The organism is Halomonas sp. (genome assembly GCF_031581305.1).
GTDB lineage: Bacteria > Pseudomonadota > Gammaproteobacteria > Pseudomonadales > Halomonadaceae > Halomonas.
The window spans coordinates 1-5,363 of sequence record NZ_JAVLBC010000208.1 but is presented as its reverse complement, the minus strand read 5'-3'; the positions used below and the strand labels follow the sequence as shown (position 1 = coordinate 5,363).

The window sequence follows — 5,363 nt, the reverse complement described above, 5'->3', positions numbered from 1 at the left end:
GGCGTCGTCATTCCCGAACACCCGACTCCAGGAAGCCCCGTGGCTGAATCTCTCCCCGACGCGTCTACGTCCACCCTCGTGCTGAGCGACGAGGCCTTAAGCGACGGCCTGATCACCCTGCGCGACTGCCTGCGCTGGGCCGCCAGCGAGTTCCACCTGGCCGGCCTGCACTACGGCCACGGCACCGCCTCCGCGTGGGACGAGGCCGTGGCGCTGTCCCTGGGTGCCCTGCACCTGCCCTGGAACGTCGACCCGGCGGTGCTCGAGGCACGGCTGCTGCCCATGGAACGCACCCGGATCGTGTCGCTGGTGCGTGCTCGCATCGAGACACGCCGCCCGCTGCCCTATCTGCTGGGCGAGGCCTTCTTCGCCGGTGTCCCCTTCAGTGTCGACGAACGGGTGCTGATTCCCCGTTCGCCCATCGCGGAGTTGATCGAGCACGGCTTCGCCGCCTGGTTCCCTGTCGAGCCGCCAGCAAGGGTACTCGATCTATGCACCGGGTCGGGCTGCCTCGGCATTGCCACGGCGCTGCACCTGCCCGGTTGCGAGGTCGATCTGGCCGACATCAGCCCCGAGGCGCTGGCGGTGGCCCGCATCAACATCACCCGCCATGAGGTGGGCGAGCGGGTACGTGCGGTGGAGTCTGACCTTTTCGCAGAGCTCACCGGCCAGCGTTACGACCTGATCGTCTCCAACCCACCCTATGTAGATGCCCGCGACCTGACCACCATGCCCGCCGAGTTCCGCCATGAGCCGGCATTGGCGCTGGGTGCCGGGGCGGATGGCCTGGATATCGTGCGGCGCCTCCTGCGCGAGGCCCGCGACTACCTCAGCGATGCGGGCGTATTGATCGTCGAGGTCGGCAACTCCGACCACCACCTGGAGGCCGCCTTCCCCGAGGTGCCCTTCCTGTGGCTCGAATTCGAGCGCGGCGGCCAGGGGGTGTTTGCCCTGACCGCTGCGGAACTCGACGCCCATGCGGCGTCCTTCGCCTGATCCCCATCTCCCGACCCAGGAGGAGCGCCCATGTCCGGCAACACCTTCGGCAAGCTGTTCACCGTCACCACCTTCGGCGAGAGCCACGGCCCCGCGCTGGGGGCCATCGTCGATGGCTGCCCGCCGGGACTGCCACTCAGCGAAGAGGACCTGCAGCGCGACCTGGACCGCCGCCGTCCCGGCAGTTCCCGCCACACCACCCAGCGGCGCGAGCCTGACCGGGTAAGGATCCTCTCCGGGGTCTTCGAGGGGGTGACCACCGGTACGACCATCGGCCTGATGATCGAGAATACCGACCAGCGCTCCAAGGACTACTCGAAGATCAAGGACCAGTTCCGCCCGGCCCACGCCGACTACAGCTATCACCACAAGTACGGCATCCGCGACTACCGCGGCGGCGGGCGCTCCAGCGCCCGGGAGACCGCCATGCGAGTGGCGGCCGGGGCCATCGCCAAGAAGTACCTCTCCGCCCGGGGCATCACGGTGCGCGGCTACATGAGCCAGCTCGGTCCGATCGCCATCGAGTTCAAACAGTGGGACGCGGTGGATGACAATCCGTTCTTCTGCCCCGACCCGGACCGCGTGGCAGAGCTCGAGGCCTACATGGACCAGCTGCGCCGCGACCAGGACTCGGTGGGGGCGAAGATCAGCGTGGTGGCCGAGGGGGTGCCGCCGGGGCTCGGCGAGCCGGTGTTCGACCGTCTGGACGCCGAGCTGGCCCACGGCTTGATGAGTATCAATGCGGTGAAAGGGGTGGAGATCGGCGACGGCTTCGCGTCGGTCAGCCAGCGGGGCAGCAAGCATCGCGACGAGATGACGCCGCAGGGCTTTCTCTCCAACCACGCCGGCGGCGTGCTTGGCGGCATCTCCAGTGGCCAGACGATCATCGCCCATCTGGCGCTCAAGCCCACCTCCAGCATCACCACGCCGGGGCGCAGCATCGACATCCACGGTGACCCCGTTGAGGTGGTCACCAGGGGGCGCCATGATCCCTGTGTCGGCATCCGGGCCACCCCCATCGCCGAGGCGATGATGGCGTTGACCCTGATGGATCACCTGCTGCGTCACCGCGGCCAGAATGCGGAGGTCAAAGTATCGACACCTCGATTGCGCTGAGCCGCATCATCCGGCATGGCTGCTACACTTCATGTGACCATCCACAAGAGTGACGCCATGAAGATCAACGTCGAGTTCGACCTGACCCCCGATGAATTTCGCCGGGCGCTTGGCCTGCCTGACGTGGAGGCCTTCCAGAAGGATCTGCTGAACCGGATCCACAAGCAGATGGAATCAGGAGTGGAAGGGTACGACCCGATGAGCCTGATGCAGCCCTTCCTGCAGCAGCCCGGCTTGTCGCAGAATCTTTCCCAGAACCTCTCCCAGGGGCTCTCCAGTTTCGGCAACTATCAGCAGATGATGCTCGATATGCTGACCAAGGCCGCCAGTTCCGCGGGCAGGGGTGGCGGTGGCGGCGCGACAAGTGGAGACCAGAAGACGGAAGCGGAGGACTCCGGGGGCTCGGACAGTTCCGAGGGCGGCTCTGCCGGAAAGTCCAGCGCCGGGAGCAGCTCCCGCAAGTCCACGGCCAGCGCCCGCTCCCGCAGCAAGCACGAGAGTTGACAATGGGAGTTGGTGGAGTTCGTGCGACGTTTGCGGGGGGGAATACGGTTGCAACAAGAGAGGTGGCAGACTACGCTTTGTGCAGTGCAACAAATCGTTTGTAACCGTTCCTCAAGGAGGAATTAGACATGCAAGACCAAGACAAGATGATCGACGCATTCAACGAGCAGACCCGCCAGTTCTTCGAACCGATGCGCAAGCTCAATTCCTTGATGCTGAACAATATGGAAAAGATGACCCAGTATCAGATGGAGTCCATGAAGCGCTACAGTCAGATGGGTACCGAGCGCATGCGGGACGCCAGCGAGGTCAGCGATGCCGAGAGCATGCGGGACTTCGGCACACGCCAGACCGAGATGATGAACGAGCTCTCGAAGCAGATGCTCGAGGACGCCAAGGCGATGAGCGAGATGAGTCTGGAGTTCAAGGCTGAGCTCGAGAAACTCTTCGCTGAATCGGGCCAGCAGCTCGCCGAGCAGGCCGAAAAGGCCGGACAGGCCACCAAGGGTGAGGCCCCGAAGTCGGATGAACCCGCCAAGGCGAGCAGTCAGACCTCGTCGCGCAAGCGCTGATATCACGTTACTCTCATCGCGCCAGTCCGGTGCCCGGTTCCCGGGTGCCGGAATGGTCGTTATTGGCCATGCCTTGTCCGCGCAAGGTGGTGCGGTATTAGACGTATATGGCCTAAGGCCGGTGCCAGTATCCGGCCGTCAGCAACACCGGCCTTCATGAATAACAGGAGGGGTCAATGCAGTCAGGGGGGCAAGCACCGACACAGGTGGAGCTCGAGGCGTGGAATGCCCAGCTCGCCGCGATCGGCGAGGAATACAAGGCCTTGATGCAGGATCTGCTGGCACGCATGGTGCCCAGCGATGCCGCGGAATCGGTCTATGAAGACATGCGCCAGAGCTTTCAGGCCGGTGCCCAGTCGCTGATGCAGAATCCGTCCCTGCTGTGGCAGACCCAGTCGCGGCTGCTCCAGGACCAGTTCCAGCTATGGCAGCAATCGCTGCGCAGCCTCGCCGGCGAGGACGTCGAGCCGTTGATCGCGCCGAACAAGGGCGATCGCCGCTTCAAGGACGATGCCTGGCGCGACGATCCTTACTACCTGGCGATCATGCAGCAGTATCTGCTGTTCTCGCGCACGGTGGAAGAGTTGATCGAGCGCCTGGATGGCCTCTCGGAGGACCAGAAGCGCCACCTCGGTTTCTATGCGCGCCAGCTGGTCAATGCCATGGCGCCGACCAACTTTGTCACAACCAACCCCGAGGTGATGCGCAAGACCATGGAGACCCGCGGCCAGAACCTGGTCGAGGGCCTGGCCCGCTTGCGCGAGGACCTGGCCAACTCCGCCGAGGGTATCAATGTCACCATGACCGATCGCAGCGCCTTTGCGATTGGTGAGAACATCGCCGTTACACCAGGGGCGGTGGTCTACGAGAATGAACTGATCCAGCTGATCCAGTACACGCCGGCCACCGAGCAGGTCTACAAGACCCCGCTGCTTGTGGTGCCGCCCTGGATCAACAAGTACTACATCCTCGACCTTCGCCAGGACAACTCCCTGGTTCGATGGCTGGTGGAGCAGGGCCACACCGTCTTCCTGATCTCCTGGCGCAATCCAGGCCCCGATCAACGTGATCTGACCTGGGCCGACTACATGCAGATGGGCCCTATCGACGCCATGGGAGCCATCGAGCAGGCCACCGGCGAGAAGTCGGTCAACCTGATGAGCTACTGCATCGGTGGGACTCTGGCCGCCTCTACCTTGGCCTACCTGACCAGCACTCGGCGTGGCCGCAAGGTCAAGTCGGTGACCTACATGGCCACCCTGCAGGACTTCCGCGATCCGGGCGAGATCGGTGTCTTCCTTTCCGAGCCGGTGCTCGAGGGCATCGAGGCCAAGCTCGAGCGCGACGGCTACCTGGACGGCCGGGTCATGGCCTACTCCTTCAACCTGTTGCGCGAGAACGACCTCTTCTGGTCCTTCTACATCAACAACTACCTGAAGGGCGATGCGCCGGCCCCCTTCGACCTGCTCTACTGGAACACCGACGGCACCAACCTGCCGGCGGGGACCCATGCCTGGTATCTGCGGCACATGTACATGGAGAACCGCCTGGTCCAGCCGGACGGCATCGAGCTCGACGGGGTCAAGATCGACCTGCGCAAGATCTCCACGCCGAGCTACTTCATTTCGACTCGGGATGATCACATTGCCAAGTGGAACAGCACGTATTACGGGGCTCTGCTGCCCAAGGGGCCAGTCAAGTTCGTGCTGGGCGGCTCCGGCCATATCGCCGGGATCGTCAATCCGCCCAGCAAGAACAAGTACGGCTTCTGGACCAACGACGCGCTGCCGGAGACACCCGAGGAGTGGCTCGAGGGCGCCCAGCCCCATGAAGGTTCCTGGTGGCCCCACTGGCAAGCGTGGATCACCGAGAACGGGTATGTGGACACCGAGAAGCTGGTGCCGGCACGCCAGCCGGGTGATGGTGAACTCGACATCATCGAACCTGCCCCGGGGCGCTATGTGCGCATGACCATTCCCGAGGTGCTTGGCGAAGCCCCGGCTTCGCCGGAAGCCTGAAGCTATAAGCTTGAAGAGCGGCGCTCCGCGCCTGGAAGCTGGAAGAACACACAACCCCGCCGTTACGGCGGGGTTGTGTGGTTATGGGCTAGGCGTATGCTGCCTTCGAGCTTCGAGCTTCGAGCTTCGAGCTTCGAGCTTCGAGCTTCGAGCTTCG

The 5,363-nt window shown here is 64.0% G+C and carries 5 protein-coding genes; all 5 read left to right on the top strand.

All coding sequences use genetic code 11. The features are described 5' to 3' along the window. Nucleotides 1-39: 39 nt before the first annotated feature. Entirely contained in the window at nucleotides 40-996 is a 957-nt protein-coding gene (prmB, locus tag RI841_RS14070; protein WP_310706258.1) for a 50S ribosomal protein L3 N(5)-glutamine methyltransferase, read from the top strand. A 30-nt stretch (nucleotides 997-1,026) separates the two neighbouring features. Next, the gene (gene aroC / locus RI841_RS14065; protein ID WP_310706257.1) at nucleotides 1,027-2,112 is read left to right on the top strand and encodes a chorismate synthase; all 1,086 of its coding nucleotides are present in this window, start codon (nucleotides 1,027-1,029) and stop codon (nucleotides 2,110-2,112) included. Nucleotides 2,113-2,169: 57 nt separating this feature from the next. Further along, nucleotides 2,170-2,616: a DUF6489 family protein gene (locus RI841_RS14060; RefSeq protein WP_310706259.1), complete on the top strand. Its 447-nt coding sequence runs from the start codon at nucleotides 2,170-2,172 to the stop codon at nucleotides 2,614-2,616. A gap of 128 nt (nucleotides 2,617-2,744) precedes the next feature. Next, nucleotides 2,745-3,188 (top strand): phasin family protein, encoded by a 444-nt coding sequence (locus RI841_RS14055; RefSeq protein WP_310706256.1) that lies wholly within the window; start codon nucleotides 2,745-2,747, stop codon nucleotides 3,186-3,188. A gap of 176 nt (nucleotides 3,189-3,364) precedes the next feature. Beyond that, nucleotides 3,365-5,206 (top strand): class I poly(R)-hydroxyalkanoic acid synthase, encoded by a 1,842-nt coding sequence (gene phaC, locus RI841_RS14050; protein ID WP_310706255.1) that lies wholly within the window; start codon nucleotides 3,365-3,367, stop codon nucleotides 5,204-5,206. Nucleotides 5,207-5,363: the final 157 nt, after the last annotated feature.